Origin of the sequence: Vibrio sp. K4 (assembly GCF_051122595.1) — a bacterium.
Taxonomy (GTDB): domain Bacteria; phylum Pseudomonadota; class Gammaproteobacteria; order Enterobacterales; family Vibrionaceae; genus Vibrio; species Vibrio owensii.
The window spans coordinates 3029938-3051976 of the sequence record NZ_CP178577.1 but is presented as its reverse complement, the minus strand read 5'-3'; the positions used below and the strand labels follow the sequence as shown (position 1 = coordinate 3051976).

The following is a 22039-nucleotide window of genomic DNA, read 5'->3' as shown; positions in this document are numbered from 1 at the left end:
ATCAGCAATACAGCAAAAAACGGCTAACGATTTAGCCGTTTTTTTGTTTTTGTACACCGCTATAGCTTTAAGCCTTCCATAACAGCTGTAGGTAGCTGCTGTTTGAAGTCGTCGATCAGTGCGACTTTATCTTCTGATAGTTCGAGCAGTTCGCCACGAAGGTGGAACATGCAGGCGCTAAATTTCTCATTAAAGTTTGGCAGCATTGAGGTCACGCCTGACGAAGCCGCTTGAAGTGCAACGAGCGTCGGCTCAATAACTTGGCTCTGGTAGGTCTCATCTACCATGATAACTGCCGGAGAGTAGCCTTGGATTTCTTCCATTACGGGTTCTACGTGTGTCGTTATGAGTGTTGCTGCTTTATTGTTTGCGGCATCACCGGCGGCGGCTTTCAGTTTTCCAAACATAATCTTTTCCCTTAACTCATGATGAAACACTCGCCCGCAATGTGAGGCGAGTGATATGAAATTTGGCTATGCAGGGTGTGGTATATCCTTATGCATATCCAGATGGGATTTGAGATTTTTGCTTATACTTCAAACAAATAGCGTTAGTTAATAATAAGAGTGTGACTACTGAAAGTGATTGTTTTTTGTCAACATTATTTTAGTTTTACTTTTCGTGATGTTGCCTCAAACGGTTTTTTATTCGACTTAAACTGATCGCGGTAATCCCTAAGTAAGCGGCAATCTGGCTATCGGTAATACGCTGTTCTAAGTCTGGATAATGCTGACAAAACAGTTGGTAACGCTCTTCTGGTGAGTAGAGCAACATAAAGCGTTCTTTGTTTTCTTTATGCATTAATTGCGCTTCGAGCAGCTTTAAGTAGATAGGATGCTTTTCTTCACGCCATTGGTGTAGCACTTCAATCGGCAAGCAAAACAGATGACAAGGTGTCAGCGTTTCTAATAAGTACGGCAAGGGCTGATTCTTGATAAGCCCTTCAAAGCCAATCACCCAATCCTTTTCCCAGTAGAACTCTTTACTGAATTCCTTCCCTTTGTCGGTCAGATAACTGGCATGGCATAAACCCTCTAACACAAAGTAGATGTGCGAACTGGATTCACCTTGATGATTGAGAATATGGCGCGTTGGCAACTCTAGCTGTTGCCCATGTTCAATAAGCTGGTTCGCTTCATCTTCGAGGAAGCCATGATTGATTAAGTCAGAAAAAAGATCGCTGTGCATGTGATAACTCAGAAACGGTTTTTCTCATTCTAACGGTTTTTACTGACAACAAAAAAGCGGCTCATGAGAGCCGCTTAGAATCACTGCCAAACTCACCTTATTTATTCAGGTCGATTTGGTAAATCGCGAAACCAACTTCGTCGGTTGCGACACGTTTCATCGGGTATTGCCCTTTCTCTTTGATGAACTGCGCAGCTTTATCACTTGGTGAGGTTTCAAAACGAACATCAAGTTTGTTATCCGATTTGATTGGTGCGAATGACCAGTTGTTATCCGCGCTTGGTGTCACTTCGCCTTGCTCTTTACTGATGCGAGAGATGTAAGCGGCAACTACTGAGCGGTTCTCATCTGGAGAATCAAACGCGATGAAGTCCGGACCAGTGCCTGGGAAGGTTGCGCTGTAAGCACGGTAGTTGTTAGTTGCGATGATGAAGTCTTGTTTTGGATCAACTGGCTTACCGTTGTAAGTCAGGTTCACGATACGCTGTGAATCTGGGTTGATCACTTTACAATCCGCATCGTACTTCGGTGGTTGAGTAACATCGATTTGGTAGTTCACACCATCAATCACGTCGAAGTTGTAAGTACGGAAGCTATCCCAGTTGATCAAAGACTGAGGTTGGGTGCTGTTAACATCAATATGATTGAACTGACCTGCACTACACTCTAGCCATTCATGAACTTCTTTGCCTTTAACCTTCATCGCTACAAGCGTATTCGGGTAGAGGTAAAGGTCTGCGGCATTACGGAAAGTCAGCTGACCTGACTCGACTTCGGTGAAACCATTTGGATCGTCTTTACGTCCGCCCACTTTAAATGGTGCAGCTGCGCTTAATACTGGAATGCCTTCAAGGTCTGGGTCGCCTTGGATAAAGCGTTCCACGTAATCTTTCTGCGCTAGGTTTACGATTTGAATCGTTGGATCATCTTGTACAAGCGCTAGGAAGCTGTACATCACATCATTTGCTTGACCAATTGGCTGGTTGACGAATTCACGTGTGCCTTTATGGTCATCAACAAGTGCATCTACGATGCCTTTATCGGCTTCTGCCAAAGATTTCTTGTTAGCTTTATCGAAGATAGGGCGCGCTTCAGATTGACCTTCAACCACTTGCCACTTGCCATCTTTTTCTTTCAGCATCAAGTCCATTACGCCAACGTGGCTACCCCAACGACCTGGCATTACTGCGGTTACGCCATTGATTGTGCCTTTTGCGTTGTCGACGCCTTGTAGCTTGGCAAAGTCCTTACCTGGGAACACGGCGTGAGAGTGACCAAATGCAATCGCATCAATGCCTTCAACTTCTGTGAGGTAGTAAACCGAGTTTTCGGCGCCTAGCTTGTATGGGTCAGTCGAAATACCAGAGTGTGGAATCGCCACAATCACGTCTGCGCCTTCTTTTTTCATCTGAGGAACCAGCTTTTTCGCTGTCTCAGTGATGTCTTCAGCGAAGACTTTACCTTCTAGATTCTTCTTATCCCATACCATGATTTGTGGCGGGACGAAGCCGATGTAACCCACTTTGATTTCGTGGCTTTGACCATCAGTGTCTTTGAACGTGTGCGTTTTAATTAGATAAGGTTTGAAGTAGTGCTCGCCTGTCTTTTTGTCGAAAACGTTAGCACTAACATAAGGGAAGTTCGCACCGTCGATAGAGTTTTTCAGGAACTCAAGGCCGTAGTTGAATTCGTGGTTACCAATGTTACCCACATCGTAATCCAACTGGTTCATCGCTTTGTATACCGGGTGGATTTCTTCAGCGTTAATCCCTTTCGCTGCCATGTAATCGCCCATCGGGCTGCCTTGAATCAAGTCGCCATTGTCGACCAAAACACTGTTCACTGCTTCTTCACGAGCTTGCTTAACCAGTGTCGCCGCGCGGCTAAGACCGATTTGCTGAGAAGGCTGATCTTTGTAGTAGTCGTAATCCATCACATTGGTGTGAATGTCGGTGGTTTCGATAATACGTAGCTTGATGGTGTCCGCCATCGCTGGGCCAGCAAGCGTCAACATACCGCTTAAAACTGCGACGGATACGGGATTAACTGCCATTTTCATGAGGTGCTCCAATTAAATGGGATAGAGGGGTCGTACAGCGTAATGTAACAAATATTAGTGCAAGCTCAGGCTAAGATGCAGAAAACTGTGAACATTAGGCAATTAAATGCGGAGGAAAGTGTCAAATTGATGCCTTTTTCACCATTTTGAATGAGACCTAACAAAAGCTTCTTAGCAGTTTTTTGAATAAAAAATGAAATTTTAGAATTTCCGGTAATATAAACCCACCGCCATAATGCCATCCATAACGATATCAATGGATGATGAGCAAGCACATGGCAGTTAACGATTCAGTAACGAATTTCCCAATCAACAAGCCTCGGCTGGTTTCGGATAACCAAGCTGCCGATCTTCCGCATTTCAGCAAGCACTCTCTTCAACCGGGTGAAGTTGCCCTTGTTGGTGCTGGTCCGGGTGACCCTGAGCTATTAACGCTGAAAGCACTCAACTGCCTACAACAAGCTGACGTCGTGCTTTACGACTACCTAGTGTCTGACGAGATCATGGCGTTAATCCCAAGCGAAACCATTTTGGTGTGCGTGGGTAAACGTGCCGGGCACCACAGTGTACCGCAAGAGAAGACCAACCAATTGCTGGTGGACTTTGCTAAGCAAGGTTACAAAGTGGTGCGCATTAAAGGTGGCGATCCATTTGTGTTTGGCCGCGGTGGTGAAGAGCTGGAAGTTTTGGCTGATGCTGGTGTGCGTTTCCAAGTGGTTCCGGGCATTACTGCTGCTGCGGGGGCGACCGCTTATGCAGGTATCCCGCTGACGCATCGAGATTACGCCCAGTCAGCACTGTTTGTTACGGGTCATCTGAAAGAAGAAAGTGACGACATGGACTGGTCGACGCTCGCGCGTGGGAATCAGACTTTAGTGATCTACATGGGACTGATGAAATCACACTATATTCAGAATCAGCTCATCAAACATGGTAGGGCAGCCTCAACCCCTATCGCCATCATCGAGCGCGGTACGCAAATCCAGCAAAAAGTTTTCACCGGAGAACTTTCTCAACTATCTGAATTATCTAAAGAAGCTCAAGCTCCGTCTTTGATTGTTGTCGGCGAAGTTGTGCGTCTGTCTCAAAAGTTGGACTGGTTTTTGTCTAGTACTGAATTCAACAAAAGTGCTATTGCCAGCTCCATATAATTTCAGACCAAAGATTAGGGACGTAATGAGCCTTCAAGCTTAAAAAGGAAAGACAAAACATGGACCAACAACGTTTAACTCACCTTAAACAACTCGAAGCGGAGAGTATTCATATCATCCGCGAAGTTGCTGCTGAGTTCGATAACCCAGTCATGATGTATTCGATTGGTAAAGATTCATCAGTCATGTTGCATCTTGCGCGCAAAGCCTTCTACCCAGGCAAAATTCCATTCCCACTACTGCACGTAGACACGGATTGGAAATTCCGCGAGATGATCGAGTTTCGTGATCGTACCGCTGAGAAATACGGCTTTGAGCTTTTGGTTCATAAGAACCCAGAAGGTCTAGCAATGGGTTGTAGCCCATTTGTGCACGGCTCTTCAAAGCATACTGACATCATGAAGACTCAAGGTTTGAAGCAGGCTCTGAACAAGTACGGTTTTGATGCGGCATTCGGTGGTGCGCGTCGTGATGAAGAGAAGTCACGTGCAAAAGAGCGCGTTTACTCATTCCGCGATAAGAACCATACCTGGGATCCGAAAAACCAACGTCCGGAGCTTTGGAAAACATACAACGGTCAAGTAAACAAAGGGGAGAGCATTCGTGTGTTCCCACTTTCAAACTGGACTGAGCTGGATATCTGGCAATACATCTACCTAGAAAACATCGAGATCGTGCCTCTGTACCTTGCAGACAAGCGACCTGTTGTTGAGCGTGATGGCATGCTGATCATGGTCGATGACGACCGCATGAAGCTAGAACCAGGTGAAGTGATTGAAGAGAAGAGTGTGCGTTTCCGTACTTTGGGTTGTTACCCACTGACTGGCGCGATTGAGTCTGAAGCCAACACGCTAACAGGCATCATCGAAGAAATGCTGGTGGCAACCTCAAGTGAGCGCCAAGGTCGTGCGATCGACCACGATCAGTCAGGATCGATGGAGCTAAAGAAACGTCAAGGTTACTTCTAAAGGATCTAAGGAAAGATAATGAACAGTGCAGTTGAAGCTCAATTAGCCGAGCTTGGTATTGAAGGCTATTTAAAACAACACCAGTACAAGTCGTTACTTAGATTCCTGACTTGTGGTTCGGTAGATGACGGTAAAAGTACCCTAATCGGTCGCTTGCTCCATGACTCAAAACAAATTTATGAAGATCAGCTAGCAGCAGTTCACTCGGATAGCCAACGCGTGGGCACCACGGGTGAAAAGCCAGATTTGGCATTGCTGGTAGATGGTCTGCAAGCAGAACGCGAGCAAGGCATCACCATTGATGTGGCTTACCGTTACTTCTCGACGCAGAAACGTAAGTTCATCATTGCTGACACGCCAGGACATGAGCAGTACACACGTAACATGGCAACAGGTGCATCGACCTGTGATTTGGCTGTGATTCTGGTTGATGCACGTAAAGGTGTACTAGACCAAACGCGTCGTCACTCATTCATTTCTAACCTACTAGGTTTGAAACACTTCGTTGTTGCTATCAACAAAATGGACTTGGTGGATTACTCACAAGAACGTTTTGAAGAGATTCGCGATGAGTACCTGCAGTTCTCAGAAAACCTAGCGGGTGAGACGGATATCCAAATCATTCCGTTGTCAGCGCTAGAAGGCGACAACGTGGTAGAGAAAGGACAGAACCTAAGCTGGTTTGAAGGTCCGTCTCTGCTTGAGCTACTTGAGACAGTGGATGTTGACCACGAGAAAGGCGAAGGTGACTTTCGTTTCCCTGTTCAGTATGTAAACCGTCCTAACCTCGACTTCCGCGGCTTTGCTGGCACGATTTCATCGGGTTCGGTGAAAGTAGGCGATGCGATTAAGGCGCTGCCATCAGGCAAAACCTCAACTGTTGCACGTATCGTGACTTTTGATGGCGATGTACAGGAAGCACAAGCAGGTCTGGCTGTGACGTTGACGCTGAATGACGAAATCGACATTAGTCGTGGTGATTTGCTGGTGCTAGAAAATGCGCAAGTGGAATCAACTAACCACTTGTTGGCTGACGTAGTGTGGATGACAGAGCAACCGCTGCAACCTGGTCGTGATTACGACATTAAGATTGCTGGTAAGAAGACGGTTGGTCATGTTGAAGCGATTCGTCACCAATACGACATCAATAACCTTTCGACTCACGGTGCAGCTGAATTGCCGCTCAATGGCATTGGTTTGTGTGAGTGGTCGCTGAACGAATCTGTCGCGCTGGATAACTATCAAGACTGTGCAGATACCGGCGGCTTCATCATCATCGATCGTCTAACCAATGTAACGGTTGGTGCGGGCATGGTGAAAGAAAGCCTAGCGGCTGTTGAGCGTGGTCTTGCGGATGTTTCAGCGTTCGAGCTTGAACTCAATGCTTTGGTTCGTAAGCACTTCCCGCATTGGGAAGCTAAAGACCTGAGCCAGTTATTGAAGAAGTAATTGGCTCACCTAGCCTGACGGGATTGCGAAACCCGTCAGGTTGATTTCCCCCGAATCCAGAATGCTCCGGAAGCCCAAGAAACCAAGCATTCTGGCGTTCTTTTTCGCTTGCTTTGCTTTTTTGTCTGGTTACTCGTTTGTCACTCCGTGCAGCTAAGTTTGCACGAGTCGTTGTTGTGCCCGTATTGGGTTTATTGGTAAGGATTGGCTATGTGGGAACAAGGATTTGTATTAGCGATTTTGCTTGGCATTATCACTTGTTTACTCGTAACCAAAATTAAACCAAGTTACGTATTTGCAGGAGCTGCTTTCATCGCCTTTATGGCGGGGATGATTGAGCTCAATACCATTGCGGCAAACTTTACTAATTCTTCACTTCTGACCCTAGTGCTGCTGATCCTCGCATCGAGCGCATTAGAAAAAACCTTATTGATCAGCTGGGTCAGTCGCAGTATTTCTGAAGGTCACCTTGGTAGTGTGGTTGCCAAGTTGGGCTTTTCTACCGCTTTACTTTCCTCTTTCACTAATAACACGGCGGTTGTGGTGTCATTGATTGGTGCGATTAAACGCAACCAACAACATGCGCCTTCTAAGCTTTTGATTCCGCTTTCTTATGCCGCGATTTTTGGTGGCACGCTGACTCTGATTGGAACCTCGACCAACTTAATTATCAACAGCTTTGTTGAAGATGCCGGCCTACCAAGCTTGAGCTTCTTTACTCCAACTATGATTGGCTTAGCGGTGTTGGTGGGCGGTGTGCTTATCCTCATCCCGCTGAGCTATCTATTACCCAATTACGATGACCAAAACCAAGAGGACTTACCTTACTTCTTAGAGTCTCGTGTTGAGCCCGGTTCACCTTTGGTCGGTCGTACCATTACCGAAAATAACCTACGTGCCCTGAGAAAATTGTTCCTTGCTGAAGTGATTCGCGATGGTGTGACGGTTTCTTCTGTTGGTCCTGATTTTGTTCTGAATGCCAAAGACCGATTGCTGTTTTGTGGTGATGTGGAAAGCGTGGCGACATTACAAGAGATTCCCGGGTTAACGCTGTTTGGTCATCAACATCTCAATGGTCAGAATTTTATTGAAGTGGTAGTCAGTTCATCGGCGACCTTCTGTCATAAAACCCTTAAAGAAAGCCGTTTCCGTGACCGGTTTGATGCGGTAGTCGTAGCGATTCGTCGTGGTCATGAACGCCTTGAAGGTGGCTTAGGCAATATCACTTTAGCGGCGGGTGATACATTGGTCTTGGTTCCCGGCAAACGATTTGAGGCAGAGCGACGTGCGCACCGAAAAGAGTTTGTTTTAGTCAACGATCTGGATTCCAGCGCGCGCTTGGATTCGAATAAATCCGCTTTAGTTCTGTTTGGTTTTGCGGCAGTGATTGGCTGTGCGTTGTTGGAGCTTGTCCCTATCATCAAAGGTTTGGCGGCTTATTTGATAGCACTGCTAGCCTTTGGCGTGATTCAACTGTCTGAGCTTCGTCGTCGTTTCCCAATTGATATTGTGGTGATTGTCGGCTCAGCGTTATCTATTGCACAGTTGATGATCTCATCCGGTTTATCGGTGCGAATGGGCGATATGTTTATTGAAGCCTTTAATGGGTGGGGTGTGTTTGGTGCGTTGGTTGCCACTTACATCATGACTCTGGTGTTAACCGAGCTTGTTACTAACAACGCTGCGGCAGCGCTGTCTTTCCCTATTGGCTATAGCATGGCGGTAGGTTATGGCGTTGACCCAATGCCTTTCATTATGGCGGTGCTGTTTGGCGCCAGTGCCAGTTTTATTTCTCCTTACGGATACCAAACAAACTTATTGGTATACAGCGTAGGGAATTACAAATTGACCGATTATGTGCGAATTGGCGTGCCGATTTCTATCGTGTATTCAGTGCTAGTACTGACGCTGATTCCGGTCTTCTTTCCGTTTTAATCTGTAAATTTACAAGGATACGTTATGACTGCCGAAACTCCGGTAAAAGATGAAAACATCGTTTGGCATCAGCACTCGGTTGATAAACAGTTTCGTGCTGGATTAAAAAAACAGAAACCAGCAGTACTTTGGTTTACTGGGCTGTCTGGCGCAGGCAAATCAACGGTGGCTGGTGCATTGGAAAATCGCTTAGCAGAACTGGGTTACCACACTTATTTGCTCGATGGCGACAATGTGCGTCATGGCTTGTGCAGCGACTTAGGCTTTTCAGAGCAAGACCGTCGCGAGAACATTCGTCGCATTGGTGAACTGGCGAAGCTGATGGCAGACGCGGGTTTGATTGTTCTGTCGGCATTTATTTCTCCTCATCGCGCAGAGCGTCAATTGGTGCGTGATCTACTGCCTGAGGGGGAGTTTATTGAAGTGTTCGTCAATGCATCTTTAGAAGTGTGTGAAAACCGTGACCCGAAAGGCTTGTACAAGAAAGCACGCGCAGGAGAAATCCCGAATTTCACCGGTATTGACTCTGAATACCAAGCTCCAGCAAACCCAGAAATTGATTTGCCAGCGGGCGAAAAGAGTGTCGAAGAGCTGGTGGAGTTGTGTTTAATCGACCTTAAACAACGTGGTGTGATCCGATAAAAAAGCATTTGGATCATGGGTGGCCAAAAAGTCACTGAGCAGTTAAAAGAGCTTTTGGATCATAGGTGACCAAAAGCTCTTTTTTATGTACTAAACGGTGTGGTTTACTGTGGTTTTTGCTTCACTATGAACGCTAAATCTTTGATTTAGAAGCGCTAGCATCTGGTCATAGTATTGATTGTTAGGCTTGTTACCAAGCAGCTTACACAACTCATTACCTGTCGGAGTAAAGCGGTAGTAAAGCAGACGCACACCTTTTGTATTCACCTGTAAGGACAAATTCTTACCTTGGTAGCTGAGCATCAGAGGCGTTTCAATACCAATTTCGCCAGACTCTAATTCAGTACTGTGTAGCAGCCCCAATTCAATCAACACTAACAAACTTGAATAAGGAAGCTGGAAGCTACCCATGTTGAGATTGCTGGTGGTATCGCGTTTGCCAAAACTGAATATCCCCCCATGCGCTTTGTAGCCAATCAACAGTTTTCTACTTGAATCACCACCAAAACTGCACGCTAACGTCGCGGCACGTTGCAGAGTTTGGGCTTCTCTCGGCGACATGTCTTTCAACACTTTAAGCGCTTTCATCGAAGTTGAACCGGGGTTGGTGACTTCGCGCTTCATAACTTGCGCCCAGAGTTTTTGCATCGAGCTGTTGTGGATGTCCTGAGCCATATCGAAAAAGCGATACAGCCAGTCTTGGTCAGGTTCACCTGCGGTCTCATCTCGACATGAACTGTGCGCCAGTTTGAGGATCTGCTCTAAGTTCTTCTGTCTTTGTTCTTGGCGGCGTTGTTCTCTTAATTGAGCTCGCTCAAGTGCGGTTTTGGCTGGAGGATCACTTTGCAACAATGCGTCTAGCCCGTAGATTTGGGCAATGCTTTGAACACGGCTTGCACTGTCTTTAATGTAGCCAGACTTCTTTTCATGGTGAGTATGTTTTTGTTGTGTGGGTTCGTGTTCGATAACAACAGGTTGCTTTGTTGGTTCTGCCATTTCATTTCCTACCAAGACTGGCGATTAGCGCTTGCTTAAATTTACACCTTTCCTGTTTTCTCGACCAGAGAGGCATGTCTTGAAATTGACAGAATAAAGGCTATTCAAAATGATAATGAGTTGTTAAAATTGTTATCGTTATTTTTGGAGGGGTGATGAAATATTCAGACGTAAGCAAACTGAGAAAGCACCTGTCGATAGCGCTACTTTTGGTTTTATATGTTGGTGTATTAGCGTATTTGTCGCGCTACATTGTTTAACTAACAGAAAGAAAAAAGGCGCCGAATCGACGCCTTAGTGTATTTACTTAATCAGCTATACGAGCTCATTGAGCTACAAACTACATGTCATCGTAGGCTTCAATTGCTGAGCCATCAATCACGTAGGCCGTTTCTGCCAGTTCATGTTCTATGGTCTCGGTCTTTAATGTCCCCACGACATAAATGACATCCCACAACTCTTGTACTGGCGCTCCTTTCGGAAACTTCACGTAGATGATCTGGTTTGGTGGCGGCGGTGGAACGTGGATACAAGCGCCAAAATATGGCACCAGCAAAAATTCCGTCACTGTATTCGCGTCACCCTCTAATGGGATCACGAAGCCAGGGATTTTTACCTTGCTGCCGTTCAGTTCTGGACGAACATTACCAATCTTTGACTGTAATGCCGCGCCACCGGTGTGGTCAGTCGCAGGCATGCCTACGCTGTCGAACATCTTGCGCTCATTCTCAGGGACTAGATCAATCCAGTCGAGTTTCAACGGTTCATCACTTGCCAATACTGGTGCAGTGAACGAAATCAGTAGCAAGCAGCTAGCGAGTATCTTTTTCCACATCTTTACTAAATCCTAATTGTCATTCCATCACTGAGCGATTGTCGGTAAGCACGGAATGCAGGGATGAAGCCAATCACAATGCCTGCGCACTGCACAAAGCCAAGCAACATCCATTCATACGGCGACAGTGCCGTTAATGTTAGGTGTATACCATAACTTTGTTGGATTATCGGTTGCAAGAGGGCAAGCATAGAATACAAACCCGCGACCCCAACAATGATACCTGCAAATGTCAGTAAGCTTGCTTCGCTGATCAGCAAAGAGAACACGTGTTTTGGTCTTGCCCCCATTGCTCGTAGGATGGCCATTTCTCGGCGACGTTCTTGTAAGCTAGTGAGTAGACTGCTCAGCATCCCCAATAAACCTGCGACCACGACAAACCCTGATACCGCCATTAGCGCTTGCTCAGCAATAGACATCATTCCCCACAATTCGTGTAGGGCGACACCCGGCATGATGGCGCTAAGCGGCTCTTGCGGATAGGTGTTAATTTGTCGCTGTAAGGCGAAGGTTTGAATGCGCGATTTCAAGCCGATCAACATCGCAGTAATTTGCTTAGGCTGGAAGTCTCTTGCCTTGAGCTCTTCTGCGCTCGGTGTTGGACCAAGACGAGCGCCACTTTCCCAACCGACATGTATCGCTTCAATTGCTTCCAATGAGACGTGGACGGTTTTGTCAACGGGTGTGCCTGTTGGTGCAAGAATACCGACGACTTTAAACGGCAAATTGTCATGGCGGCTAAAGCCAACATCGCTGATGCCATGGGCAATGATGATCTCACTACCGATTTTATAGCCCAGCTTTTTGGCGACATCAGAACCTAGAATCGTTTCGAATAAACCGTTGAATTCTCGACCTTCAGAGAAAGTTAGTGGTTGCTTACTTCCGTACTTGTAATGTTCGAAATAGCTGTGATTGGTCCCCATGACTCGGAAGCCTTTATGGGAATCACCCAATGAAATAGGAATCGCCCAGTCAACGGCTCGGTGATTGGCAAATTCTTCATAGCTTTTCCAGTCAATGTTGTTGGTTGCGTTGCCGATTCTGAACACCGAGTACAACAGCAGGTTTACCTGCCCTGAACGCCCGCCGACAATTAAATCAGTACCAGAAATGGTGTTGGCAAAACTGTCTTTGGCTTGAGTGCGAATTCGCTCTACGCCTAACAGAAGGACAACAGAAATCGCGACGGTCATGATGGTAAGAATCGCCGTCGCTTTGCGGTTCATCAGGCTTTTCCAAGCGAGCTTTACTACGGCACTCATGATGCGGCTCCTAGGGTTTGCGCTTGATTGATTTCAGGCAAGTTGAGTGTTCTGTGGAAGAGAGATTCCAGAGTTGGATCATGGCTAACAAAAACCAATGTAGCGTTGGCAAGATTGGCTTGTTCCATCAATAACTCAATAAACGCTTTGCGGTTGTCATGATCCAAGGCTGAAGTTGGCTCGTCAGCAATCACCAGTTCAGGTTGGCCGATCAGTGCGCGGGCAGCTGCAACGCGTTGTTGCTGGCCAATACTCAGCTCAGAGGCTGGCTTATTGTGCAGTGCTTTCGGAAGATGCAAACGTTCTAGCAGTGATGTTGCTTGCTCTTCAAGTGTTGTTGTCGAAGCGCTTGGTGCAACGCGATCTCGGCGAATTTTGCTGAATTGGCATGGGATTAGGACGTTTTCGATCACATTCAAGTAAGGCAACAAATTGAATTGTTGGAAGATATAGCCAATGTGATCGGCACGAAATTTGTCTCTTTGACTTGCTCTTAAGCTTGCAAGATCGGTATCAAGTACAGACAGAGAACCCGATGTAAGAGTATTGATTCCAGTTAGTAGGGCAAGCAGAGTCGATTTACCACAGCCGCTAGGGCCTTTGATAAAGACATGCTCACCTTGAGCGATGTGTAAGTGTGGAATATTAATGGTCGCGTTTTCAGAGCCGGGCCAGACAAACTGGGCGTTAGCAAGCTCAACAACGTTTGACGTGGTTTCAGTCATAATAAATTACCAAAGCAATGGCGTGTGAGTAAGTACTCACACGTCATGTGAGTTATTTAATTGCGATCTTTGTGTTGCCTTTGTTCAACGTTGTCGCTGACTGAGTAGTGTCAGTGAATAGATTTGCGCTGATTGATTCTGTCGCTGGGAACTGCTTGAACCAAGTTGTATCAATGCTGTTTAGGTCTGCGACTGAATCACAGTGGTAACGGTACTCAACAGTAAACTCACCGTGGCCGCCGTGTTCATGATCGTGGCCTTCATGATCGTGGTGCTCATGGCCTTCATGGCCTTCATGGCCTTCATGGTTATCATGTGCATGCTCATCATGACCTTTGTGCTCGTGATCATGGTCGTGGTCATGTTTGTCATGATCGTGACCTTCGTGGTCATGCTTATCGTGGTCGTGGCCTTCATGATCATGGTGGTCATGACCCTCGTGAGAATCTTGGCCTAGTGTGTGAGATACATGAACATCGTCAATCACACATTTTGCTTGTTGGTTGATAGCAAATAGCTTGTCTGTATCTTTTAGCGCAGCAATCGCTTGTTTAAGTGCTTGCTCTTGCTCTGCATTTTCTGGTGCGTGTTCAAAGCCCACTACGTCAGCGCCTGGAGAAGTGATTTCAATCAATAGGTCTTTACCGTCTTGAGCAATATTGAATTCTACGTGACCGTGAACGTGCGCTTCGTGTTGACGGTATTCTTCTGCGTTAGCAGTTGCTGCTAGTGATAGGCCGATAACAAGAGCTAGAGCGTGTTTAGATGGCATTTTCTTTTTCCTAATTTGCTTAATTATTTTGCTGTGGTTGCTGAATTAAATCATGAGGTTAGCAACCCGTTTTGTTTCTAGTATGGGGACTTCTTAAGTTTAAGCAAATATCGGCGGCGCACGTGCTGTGTAGCGCACATCACTGACATTTAAGTGCTTTTCGATAACGTCAGAATGCGTTGAACGTTGATACGTTGGAGCGAGAATTTCTGGTAGAGCCTTAACCAGACCATGATGAGCTCCTGCAAACATTTGGCAGTGATGGTGGCTGTGATGTTCTGGAATTAGGTCAAGTTCATGGGCAATGGTAGCGAAATTCCATACGATCAGTAACGCAACACTGAGCAAGACAACAGTGCGACGCCAATGATGTGTGGTTGCTAGCCAGCGATAGTGCATCTTAAAGCCCGAAATGATACTTGGTGTTATAATATAACATCCATTTTCGCTAAAAGTTCACTCTTTTGTTAGTGCCGAGCAAATTATCTTTGGTGAAAGAAGTGCTTATGAGAAGAGTAATCTGGGAGAGATAAGGAAGTGGCTCCCTGCCAAGTGTGGCAAGGAGCGGAAAACAGCTAGATGTTTTGTTTGATAAGTCCAAGTACTTGCGTGATTTCATCAGGAGTTAGCGCGCCTTCTTTGATAAACAACACTTTACCTTGTTTATCTTGCACAATGATTGCAGAGCTTTCTTCTTTTAGGGCCCAAGAGCTTGCCACTACACCGTTTTCATCCAGAACCATAGAAGACCAAGGAAATTCTTGTTTGCTGTCTTGTGCTGAAGATTTCACAAACGAGCCTGTTCCCCAAACTGCATCATCTTGATTGATGATGGTTGTGGTTTGGTAAGCGTCTGCTGGGAATTTTGCGTCAGTAAGTGCGACCATCAATGGTGCATTCATTTCTTTTGAGCTGCTGCGTCCTGCAATAGCCTGAATAACTCGGACCTTACCTAGCATCTGTTGAGTTGCCCAAGGTTGGTAAGCCACACCTTCACCTTGCAGTACGATTTCACCGTAAGCATCAACTTTTGCTGCGGGTACACTCTCTCCTAGAGACAGGTTGTGAGCAAGCGCTAGACCCGGAGTAAGAGCAAGGAAAAGAGGGAGGAGAGTCTTAGTTTTCATATTGTTATGTTCCATATGGGTTGTGAGACTTCCCAAGTATATACTTACAGTGCATAAAAATGTAGAACCGTTTATAACAATTCTTTAACGTATGATGTCTAATATTGTTGCGTTAACGTTGAAATTTGATAGAATGAACCACGTCGCAAATTGCGCATAAAAGGTTGCCAAGGAAAGAGCAATCAGTGTTTTCTCAAAAGGATGTTGAGGTTGGTTATGCTACGTGAGTTTGCTGTTTACCGTCCACGTCAGGTGGCGCGTTTCGTAAAGACTTTATTCAAAGGTCAGTTTTCAATTGCAGGTGTGGGTGAGTTCCGTTTTGATAATGGAAAAGTACTATTACCTGACGTAAAAAATCCCAAACAACTCTCTGTATTTAGAGAAGTAAACCAAGCGATATTATCGCTCCCGGTATAATGACAAGATTTGTAAAAGAGCGACTTTCGTCGCTCTTTTTCGTTTCGGATTAACCTTGAAGGCTCGGTGGGAAGCAAACGCCTGTGCCGCCCAATCCACAATAACCGTTTGGATTTTTTGCTAGATATTGCTGATGGTAGGTTTCTGCAAAGTAATAAGGGCCTGCTGCTTGGATCTCCGTCGTGATTGCCGCTCGCTGATCTTCTTGCAATGCTTGTTGATATTGGATTTTTGACTTTTCTGCCGCATCTTGCTGTTCTGGCGAGTAGGTATAAATTGCAGAACGGTACTGAGTTCCTAAATCGTTACCTTGGCGCATCCCTTGCGTAGGGTCGTGTCTTTCCCAAAATGTTGCCAGTAATTGCTCCAGAGAAATAATGCGCTCGTCGAATACGACGCGAACCACTTCGGTATGGCCAGTTTTGCCTGTACAAACTTCATCGTAAGTGGGATTTTGCGTGTAGCCACCTGCGTAGCCGACGGATGTTGATACGACGCCTTCAAGTTGCCAAAACAGGCGTTCAGCGCCCCAAAAGCAGCCCATTCCGAATAAAATTTGTTGTTGGTGAGATTGTGGCTGAGCCGTTAAACTCGATTGATTTACAAAATGAGTGTCATCGATTTGCATTGATGCCTCTCGACCAGGCAGTGCATCTTCTATACTGATCATTGTCTGTTTGTTGAGCATGGTATTTGTCCTTCAATACGTGTCTTAATTTTGCGAATTATTTTATTCAGTCTGAATATGATGTTGTGATGACATAGACCGTAGTAAACCTATTAATATTACAGACTTAGCCTTTAATTGGCGTTATTATTGTTTACGTTTATTTAACCTCGTCCAGCTAAAAAGCATGATAAGAAAAGCTACCCCGATAATTGCTAGCCTCCTTGCCTTTTCTCATAGCGCTTACGCCGATGTTTCCTTGACGATCAAGGGCATCGATGGCGCGCTAGAAGATAATGTGAACGCTTATTTGTCTTCAATTCCTGAAGACGACTACTCTACGTCTTTGCGCTTTCAGGCGCGATTGGAACAAAGTATCACTGAAGCGTTGAATGCGCTCGGCTATTATCATGCGAAAATTTCATACACTATTACGAAAGATAATGATGAACTGATCGTCAACGTCAAACCTGGCGAGCCGGTCAGAATAAAAAAGATGGACGTGGTGATTTCCGGTGAAGCCGAGAAAGATGAGGAGTTCACGAATCTCATCAACAAATCACGATTGAAAGAAGGTCGTATCCTCAATCAAGGGGAATACGACGCTCTGAAATCAGGAATTCGCAACTTAGCGCTGCAACGCGGTTACTTCAATGGCGACTTTAAGCTGAGCCGTCTAGAAATTGTACCAGAGCTAAACGAAGCGAATGTCCGTCTGCACTATGACAGTGGTATTCGCTATCACTTTGGTACGGTTGAAATTCTGGGCAGTCAGATCTGGGAAGATCGCGTAGACTCTCTGCGTCCCTTTAAAACTGGTGAGCCTTACTTGGTTTCCGAAGTGGGTGAATACAACCAAAACCTATCGAACACCGATTGGTTCTCTTCGGTTTTTGTCGAGCCGGATCTGAGTAAGTTGGATGACGGTCGTGACTTGCCAATCAAAGTCTCTCTTGCTCCTGCAGCGAAAAACCAATTGGAGACGGGTATTGGTTACTCTACCGATACCGGTGTGCGCGGTACGCTGAAATGGAAAAAACCATGGGTAAGCGCTCGTGGCCACAGTTTTGATACCGCCCTTTCTCTATCGAAACCTGAACAAACCATTACCGCGGGCTACAAAATCCCACTCGATGATGTATTGCATGAGTATTACCAACTTCAGTTCGGTTTGAAGCACCTTGATAACCGCGATACGGAGAGTTTGGAATCGAATCTTGCGGTAGAACGTCACTGGATAACTGATGGTGGTTGGCACAAGACTCTGTACGTTCGTCACTTGTACGAAAACTTCTCGCAAGGTTTGCAAGAAGATGGTGTGCAATTTGTTCTACCGGGTGCGTCGTTCTCTCGTACACGAACTCGTGGCGGCAACATGCCAATGTGGGGTGATAAGCAGAGTGTGACCGTTGAATACGGCGACCCTGCACTGTTGTCTGAAACGCGCGTTCTTCGTCTTCTTGGACGTACGTCTTGGATTCGTGGGATTGGTCAGAACCATCGTGGTTTATTCCGCCTAGAGGGTGGCGCCAACATCACTGATGAATTTGAAAAACTCTCGCCATCTTTGCGTTTCTTCGCTGGTGGTGACAACAACATTCGTGGTTACGGCTACGAATCGATCTCGCCAACAGACTCTAGTGGCGCATTGACCGGTGCAAAGTACATGGTGACAAGTACGCTTGAGTACCAATATCGCGTAACTGGTAACTGGTGGGGCGCAGTCTTCTACGATATCGGTGACGCATTTAATGAAACCCCAGTCTGGAAATCAGGCGCGGGTGTGGGCATTCGCTGGGCATCTCCTGTTGGCCCGGTCAGCTTTGACTTTGCTTGGGGTCTAGACTCTGAGCCAGATCCTGAATTCCGCATCCACTTCTCATTGGGGCCTGAGCTATGATGAAAACTACCTTGAAGTGGACGAAATGGTTCTCAATCGGTCTGCTGAGTCTAATTCTTTTGCTGGCGATCTTCGTCGGCACCATTCTATTTACGCATCCAGGTTTAAAGCTGGCGCTTTGGGGCGCAGAGAAAGCTTTACCACAACTTAAAGTTGAGCAAATTCAAGGTTCATTGTTCCCTCGATTTGCTTTACGCAACGTCAGCTTTGTTGACGAGTCGCTGAATATTGATGCAAAGGTTGAGAGCTTAACACTCGCGATCAACTTCCGTTGTTTCTTTGATCCGAAAGTGTGTGTGGATGAGCTGGCTCTGCAAGGTGTGAACTTCCAAATGCCGGAACTGCCTCCTGCAAGTGAAGAGCCGGAAGAAGAAACCCCGCCGCTGCGTTCCATCAGCACTCCAGTGCCGATCTTCGTTAATAAAGTCAGCTTTAACGACATCAACCTAAACATCTTAGGAAACAAAATTGATTGGCAAGATTTCTCAACGGCGTTGTCGATGCAGGGTGACCGTTTAGTCATTGCACCAACGGCATTGAAAGCCATCAATGTAGCTCTTGCACCAAGTGAAGAGGCGACAGAAGAGCAATCTACACAAGCACCAGAGGCCAAAGCTGCAGACGAGAAAGGCGAGTCACAAACCAATGTGGCTCAACAGTCAGCAAATACGGCATCTGCAGCGACAGAAAAAACGCAACCATCAGAACAAGCGGGGCAGGCCTCAACTCAAGAGGTTGCGGCAAAACAACAAGATAAGACACAGCCCCAAGCGACGGCAGAAGCTGAGCCTGAAGGTATTGTTTTACCAGAGGTATGGATTCCACTGACCATCGACGCGCAGCGTCTTGATATTCATGACTTTAAATTGTCTGGTGACACGCCGGTTATCGTTCATCACTTAGGACTCGAAGCAACGGCGGGCGGTGATAAAGTCGATGTTAAAACGCTTGAGCTTGATATGCTGGAAGTGGAAGGCCAGTTAAGTACGCAAGTGACTTTATCGGCTGATTACCCAATTCAAGCACAGATTGATGCCTTGGTTAAACAAGCGGACGTGAAAGGCCAGAAGTTATCGTTATCTGCGTCTGGTTCTGTGGGAGATTTGTCATTACAAGCAACGCTTTCTGATCTTGTTAAAGCCAAGATTGAAGGTCAAGTTCAACCGCTTAAACCTGAGTTGCCATTTGATATCAAACTGAAAGATGTCGAAGCGCAATGGCCATTAAGTGGAAAAAGTGACTATCAAGTCTCAGTGCCGAGTTTAGAGACGAAAGGCTCACTAGATGGTTACACCGTTGCGCTAGAAACGAAGGCATCGGGTAAAGATATCCCTGCAGTCGACGTAGCGTTGAACGGCAAAGGTACGCTTGAGCAAATTGATTTAGACAGCATTGTAGTCAAAACGTTAGGTGGTGAGTTAGCGGGTAAGGTAATGGCGAACTGGGCGGCGCCAATCAACTGGCAAGCTGATCTGAACCTGAAGAACATTCAACCAGGTTTACAGTGGCCAGAAGCCGAAGGTGATATCAGTGGTAGTCTATCGACTTCAGGCTCACTAACCGATCAAGGTGGCTGGCAAGTGAGTCTGCCTAAACTGGACATCGACGGTATTCTACGTGGCTACCCATTGAATATTGAAGGCCAATTAGATGCCGCGGACAAGACTGGTAAAGGCGAAGACATTCAACTGAACACTCAAGGTTTAGCCTTGTCGCATGGTCCTAACTCATTGCGAGCGAAAGGTAAGATCGACAAGCAAATCTTAATGGACGTTGAGGTTAACTTCCCTGATTTCGCGAAAAGCGTGCCGGATCTTGGCGGTAATATGAATGGTAATATCACACTTCGCGGTAGCCTGAAACAGCCAGATATCAACTTAGATCTCGCGCTTAACCAAGTGAATTGGCAACAACAAGCGAAGGTCGAGACGATTACCTTGAAGGGTGATGTGACACCTCTGCCTGCGCCGAAAGCCGATGTGAGTTTGATTGCGAAAAACATCACTTACGATGACATCAAAATCGACAGTGCCGATCTTGAAGTGACGGGCGATGAGAAGTTGCACCAACTGACGCTGGATGTGGTATCAGACATCGTTTCCAGCAGCTTAGAAATTGAAGGTACGTTTAAGCAGAAACCGGAAATGATCTGGGATGGTGCATTGCGCCGACTCACGCTAAGCACACCACAAGGCCCTTGGGCACTTCAGAAGTCGACAGCAGTGAAAGTGAACATCGACAAGCAAGTAGCTGATGTACAAGCGCACTGTTGGTTACAGTCTAAGTCGAGTGTGTGTTTGAGTGAGGACATCAGCGTTGGTAAGAGCGGCGAAGCGAAGTTAGCCATCACCAACTTTGATTTTGACCAAATCAAACAATTCTTACCGCCAGAAACCAAACTGCAAGGTTCGGTGAATGCGAACGCGTTTGCGAAATGGGCACCAGACATGAAACCGGAAGTCACGGTGAATGTGGATATGCCAAAAGGTCAGGTTGAGCAAACGCTAGAGCAACCAATCAAGGTCGGTTGGGAAAGCGTGAGCCTCAAAGCAAAATTGGCTCAGGATAAGTTAGATGCTGAGTGGCTACTTGACGTCACAGACAACGGTGATTTATCCGGTAAGGTATCGTTGAATGACGTTTCTTCAGAAAAGCCAACTATCGACGGTAAAGTGTCACTATCGACGTTCCATCTCGATTTCTTAGCCCCGCTGATTGGTGAATACAGCTTGTTCAAAGCGAACATGAATACGGATCTGGCTCTGTCGGGTGATGTGATGCATCCGAAGGTCAACGGCCAATTCTTGATTGACCAAATGAAGCTGCAAGGTGAAGTGACGCCAATCGATATCAACTCTGGCCAAGTCGCGATTAACTTTAAAGGTCACCAAGCGGATTTAGACGCTGGCATTATTACGCCAGATGGCAAGTTGGAAATTAACGGTGATGCAGATTGGCGCGATCTAGAAAACTGGCACACCAAAGCCCGTGTGTTTGCTAAAGAGCTGAAAGTCGATATGCCGCCAATGGTGCGAATCAAGGTCGAGCCAGATATGACAATTGATGTCACACCGAAACTTGCCAAGGTAGAAGGTAATATCAATTTACCGTGGGGACGTATCTTGGTGGATGAATTGCCGCCAAGCGCAGTTGGTGTCTCGAGCGATACGGTTATCTTGAACAAAGACATGCAGCCGGTCGATGGTGAGCCAGCGCTGCCGTTTAATGTCGAAACCGACATCAACATTAAGATTGGCGATGACTTCCAGTTATCGGCATTTGGCCTAAAAGGCGACTTGCAAGGTAACCTGAACGTGACGCAAAAAGACAAAGGTCCATTCATTGTCGGTGAAGTGAATATCGTCGACGGTTCTTACCGTTCATTCGGCCAAGACTTGGTGATTGAAGAAGGTAAGATCATGATGAATGGTCCGGCGGATCAGCCTTACGTATCGATTAAAGCGATTCGTAACCCAGACAACACGCAAGATGATGTGACGGCTGGTGTTCGAGTGACTGGCCCTGCGAGTGATCCAACAGTAGAAATCTTCTCGGATCCTGCAATGCCACAAGCAAACGCGCTGTCTTACCTATTGCGTGGTCAAGATATCGATGCGGAGTCGGGCGGTAACGCGATGACTACAACCTTGATCGGTCTCAGCTTGGCGAAGAGCGGTAAAGTAGTGGGTGAAATCGGTGAAGCCTTTGGTGTACAAGACCTGCAATTGGATACGGCAGGTTCGGGTGATGATTCTCAGGTGACGGTGAGTGGTTACATTCTGCCTGGTCTTCAAGTGAAATACGGCGTGGGTATCTTTACCTCTTTAGGCGAGTTCACCGTTCGTTATCGTTTGATGAAAGATTTGTACTTAGAAGCGGTATCCGGTGTCGATAGTGCGGTTGATCTGCTTTACCAATTTGAATTCAACTAAGCTTAGCTTTT

19 protein-coding genes are annotated in these 22039 nt (G+C 46.3%); 8 read left to right on the top strand and 11 right to left on the bottom strand.

Annotated elements, in window-relative coordinates; translation table 11 throughout:
- Positions 1 to 59: 59 nt before the first annotated feature.
- From ACLIIY_RS13640 to cpdB, 3 genes are all read right to left on the bottom strand, one after another.
- Entirely contained in the window at positions 60 to 407 is a 348-nt protein-coding gene (locus ACLIIY_RS13640; RefSeq protein ID WP_434527744.1) for a hypothetical protein, read from the bottom strand.
- Positions 408 to 612: 205 nt separating this feature from the next.
- A complete protein-coding gene (locus tag ACLIIY_RS13635) occupies positions 613 to 1188 on the bottom strand; it encodes a Crp/Fnr family transcriptional regulator (RefSeq protein ID WP_434527743.1) in 576 nt (191 codons plus the stop codon).
- 97 nt (positions 1189 to 1285) lie between these two features.
- Positions 1286 to 3247: a 2',3'-cyclic-nucleotide 2'-phosphodiesterase gene (gene cpdB / locus ACLIIY_RS13630; RefSeq protein ID WP_434527742.1), complete on the bottom strand. Its 1962-nt coding sequence runs from the start codon at positions 3245 to 3247 to the stop codon at positions 1286 to 1288.
- Between the two features lie 275 nt (positions 3248 to 3522).
- Here cpdB and cobA point away from each other — a divergent pair, with 275 nt between their 5' ends.
- The 5 genes from cobA to cysC all read left to right on the top strand — a co-directional run bounded on the left by cobA (position 3523) and on the right by cysC (position 9392).
- A complete protein-coding gene (cobA, locus tag ACLIIY_RS13625) occupies positions 3523 to 4398 on the top strand; it encodes a uroporphyrinogen-III C-methyltransferase (RefSeq protein ID WP_434527741.1) in 876 nt (291 codons plus the stop codon).
- A gap of 59 nt (positions 4399 to 4457) precedes the next feature.
- A complete protein-coding gene (cysD, locus tag ACLIIY_RS13620; RefSeq protein ID WP_005430587.1) occupies positions 4458 to 5366 on the top strand; it encodes a sulfate adenylyltransferase subunit CysD in 909 nt (302 codons plus the stop codon).
- A gap of 18 nt (positions 5367 to 5384) precedes the next feature.
- On the top strand, positions 5385 to 6815 hold the full coding sequence (gene cysN / locus ACLIIY_RS13615) for a sulfate adenylyltransferase subunit CysN (protein ID WP_005528550.1): 1431 nt from the start codon (positions 5385 to 5387) through the stop codon (positions 6813 to 6815).
- A gap of 210 nt (positions 6816 to 7025) precedes the next feature.
- Entirely contained in the window at positions 7026 to 8750 is a 1725-nt protein-coding gene (locus ACLIIY_RS13610) for an SLC13 family permease (RefSeq protein WP_434527740.1), read from the top strand.
- A 24-nt stretch (positions 8751 to 8774) separates the two neighbouring features.
- On the top strand, positions 8775 to 9392 hold the full coding sequence (cysC, locus tag ACLIIY_RS13605; RefSeq protein WP_061007821.1) for an adenylyl-sulfate kinase: 618 nt from the start codon (positions 8775 to 8777) through the stop codon (positions 9390 to 9392).
- Positions 9393 to 9482: 90 nt separating this feature from the next.
- Here the strand turns inward: cysC and ACLIIY_RS13600 are convergent, their stop codons facing one another.
- The 7 genes from ACLIIY_RS13600 to ACLIIY_RS13570 all read right to left on the bottom strand — a co-directional run bounded on the left by ACLIIY_RS13600 (position 9483) and on the right by ACLIIY_RS13570 (position 15112).
- Entirely contained in the window at positions 9483 to 10388 is a 906-nt protein-coding gene (locus ACLIIY_RS13600) for a TIGR03899 family protein (protein ID WP_020196530.1), read from the bottom strand.
- Positions 10389 to 10728: 340 nt separating this feature from the next.
- Positions 10729 to 11223 carry a DUF3299 domain-containing protein gene (locus ACLIIY_RS13595; RefSeq protein WP_009707821.1) on the bottom strand — a complete coding sequence of 165 codons (495 nt, stop codon included), beginning with the start codon at positions 11221 to 11223 and terminating at the stop codon, positions 10729 to 10731.
- Between the two features lie 5 nt (positions 11224 to 11228).
- Positions 11229 to 12488 carry an ABC transporter permease gene (locus ACLIIY_RS13590; protein WP_434527739.1) on the bottom strand — a complete coding sequence of 420 codons (1260 nt, stop codon included), beginning with the start codon at positions 12486 to 12488 and terminating at the stop codon, positions 11229 to 11231.
- Positions 12485 to 13213, bottom strand: coding sequence for an ABC transporter ATP-binding protein (locus tag ACLIIY_RS13585; protein ID WP_434527738.1), 729 nt, complete (start codon positions 13211 to 13213; stop codon positions 12485 to 12487). Before ACLIIY_RS13585 ends, ACLIIY_RS13590 begins: the two co-directional genes overlap by 4 nt.
- 52 nt (positions 13214 to 13265) lie before the next feature.
- Positions 13266 to 13985 (bottom strand): zinc uptake protein ZrgA, encoded by a 720-nt coding sequence (zrgA, locus tag ACLIIY_RS13580; RefSeq protein WP_434527737.1) that lies wholly within the window; start codon positions 13983 to 13985, stop codon positions 13266 to 13268.
- Between the two features lie 99 nt (positions 13986 to 14084).
- Entirely contained in the window at positions 14085 to 14384 is a 300-nt protein-coding gene (locus ACLIIY_RS13575) for a DUF2607 family protein (protein WP_005437348.1), read from the bottom strand.
- 176 nt (positions 14385 to 14560) lie between these two features.
- Positions 14561 to 15112 carry a YtfJ family protein gene (locus ACLIIY_RS13570; RefSeq protein ID WP_009707817.1) on the bottom strand — a complete coding sequence of 184 codons (552 nt, stop codon included), beginning with the start codon at positions 15110 to 15112 and terminating at the stop codon, positions 14561 to 14563.
- A 216-nt stretch (positions 15113 to 15328) separates the two neighbouring features.
- Between ACLIIY_RS13570 and ACLIIY_RS13565 the strand changes: the two genes are divergently transcribed.
- Positions 15329 to 15529, top strand: coding sequence for a DUF1107 domain-containing protein (locus ACLIIY_RS13565; RefSeq protein ID WP_009707816.1), 201 nt, complete (start codon positions 15329 to 15331; stop codon positions 15527 to 15529).
- 49 nt (positions 15530 to 15578) lie between these two features.
- Here ACLIIY_RS13565 and msrA read toward each other — a convergent pair whose 3' ends face one another.
- Positions 15579 to 16217 carry a peptide-methionine (S)-S-oxide reductase MsrA gene (gene msrA / locus ACLIIY_RS13560; RefSeq protein WP_020196535.1) on the bottom strand — a complete coding sequence of 213 codons (639 nt, stop codon included), beginning with the start codon at positions 16215 to 16217 and terminating at the stop codon, positions 15579 to 15581.
- Between the two features lie 166 nt (positions 16218 to 16383).
- Between msrA and tamA the strand changes: the two genes are divergently transcribed.
- Together tamA and tamB are read left to right on the top strand one after the other, a co-directional pair.
- On the top strand, positions 16384 to 18096 hold the full coding sequence (gene tamA, locus ACLIIY_RS13555) for an autotransporter assembly complex protein TamA (protein WP_434527736.1): 1713 nt from the start codon (positions 16384 to 16386) through the stop codon (positions 18094 to 18096).
- On the top strand, positions 18093 to 22028 hold the full coding sequence (tamB, locus tag ACLIIY_RS13550) for an autotransporter assembly complex protein TamB (protein ID WP_434527735.1): 3936 nt from the start codon (positions 18093 to 18095) through the stop codon (positions 22026 to 22028). Before tamA ends, tamB begins: the two co-directional genes overlap by 4 nt.
- The last annotated feature ends 11 nt before the right edge of the window (positions 22029 to 22039 follow it).